The sequence below is a fragment of the Zoogloea sp. genome, assembly GCF_023150065.1.
GTDB lineage: Bacteria > Pseudomonadota > Gammaproteobacteria > Burkholderiales > Rhodocyclaceae > Zoogloea.
Genome location: NZ_JAKLLN010000104.1, coordinates 1 through 757, shown reverse-complemented (window position 1 = coordinate 757; position 757 = coordinate 1). Strand labels below are relative to the sequence as shown.

At 71.6% G+C, this 757-nt stretch carries 1 protein-coding gene; it reads left to right on the top strand.

The annotated features are described in order from the left end of the window. The coding region (locus L6Q67_RS23670; RefSeq protein WP_296576017.1) for a histidine kinase dimerization/phospho-acceptor domain-containing protein at positions 1-757 on the top strand (757 nt) is incomplete at both ends.

Genomic DNA, 757 nt, shown 5'->3' with positions numbered 1-757 from the left:
GACGGGCTGCCGGCGCTGGCCGGCGAACCGGTGATCGCGGTGCTCAAGCAGGGCATCGAGGCCTCCCCCTTCGCGCTGGCGGCCCTCGTCACCCAGCGCGAGCTCGACGCCCACGCGATCCCGCCGCTCTTCTTCGCCGCCGCCGCCGCGGTGCCCTTCCTGCTCCTCTACATCGTGATGCTCGCCGCCCGCGAACGGCAGCGCATCGAGCAGGCCCGGGAGATCGCCTACGCCGCCGCCCGCTCCGCCGCCCGCGCCGAGGCCGGCAAGCTGGCCCAGGCCCGCAGTGAATTCGTCGCCAACATGAGCCACGAGATCCGCACCCCGCTCAACGCCATCCTCGGGCTCGCCCAGCTCGGGCAGCGGGACTGCGTCGGGCTGCAGACCCGCCACCAGTTCATCCGCATCGTCGAATCGGGCCAGCACCTGCTGGGCATCGTCAACGACGTGCTCGACTCGGCCAAGATCGAGGCCGGCAAGCTCACCGTCGAGCAGATCACCATCGACCCCGGACAGGTCATCGACAGTGCCGTCACCCTCTCGGCCGAGCGCGCCTTCGCCCGTGGCCTCGACTTCCGCGTCCGCGAGAGCGGCCTGCCCGCCCGCTGCCAGGGCGACCCCCTGCGACTCTCCCAGGTCATCGTCAACCTGCTGGGCAACGCCATCAAGTTCACCGAGCGCGGCGGCGTCACCCTCGAGGCCCACGCCGACGCCGATACCCTCCACCTGAGCGTCACCGACACCGGCATCGGCATGC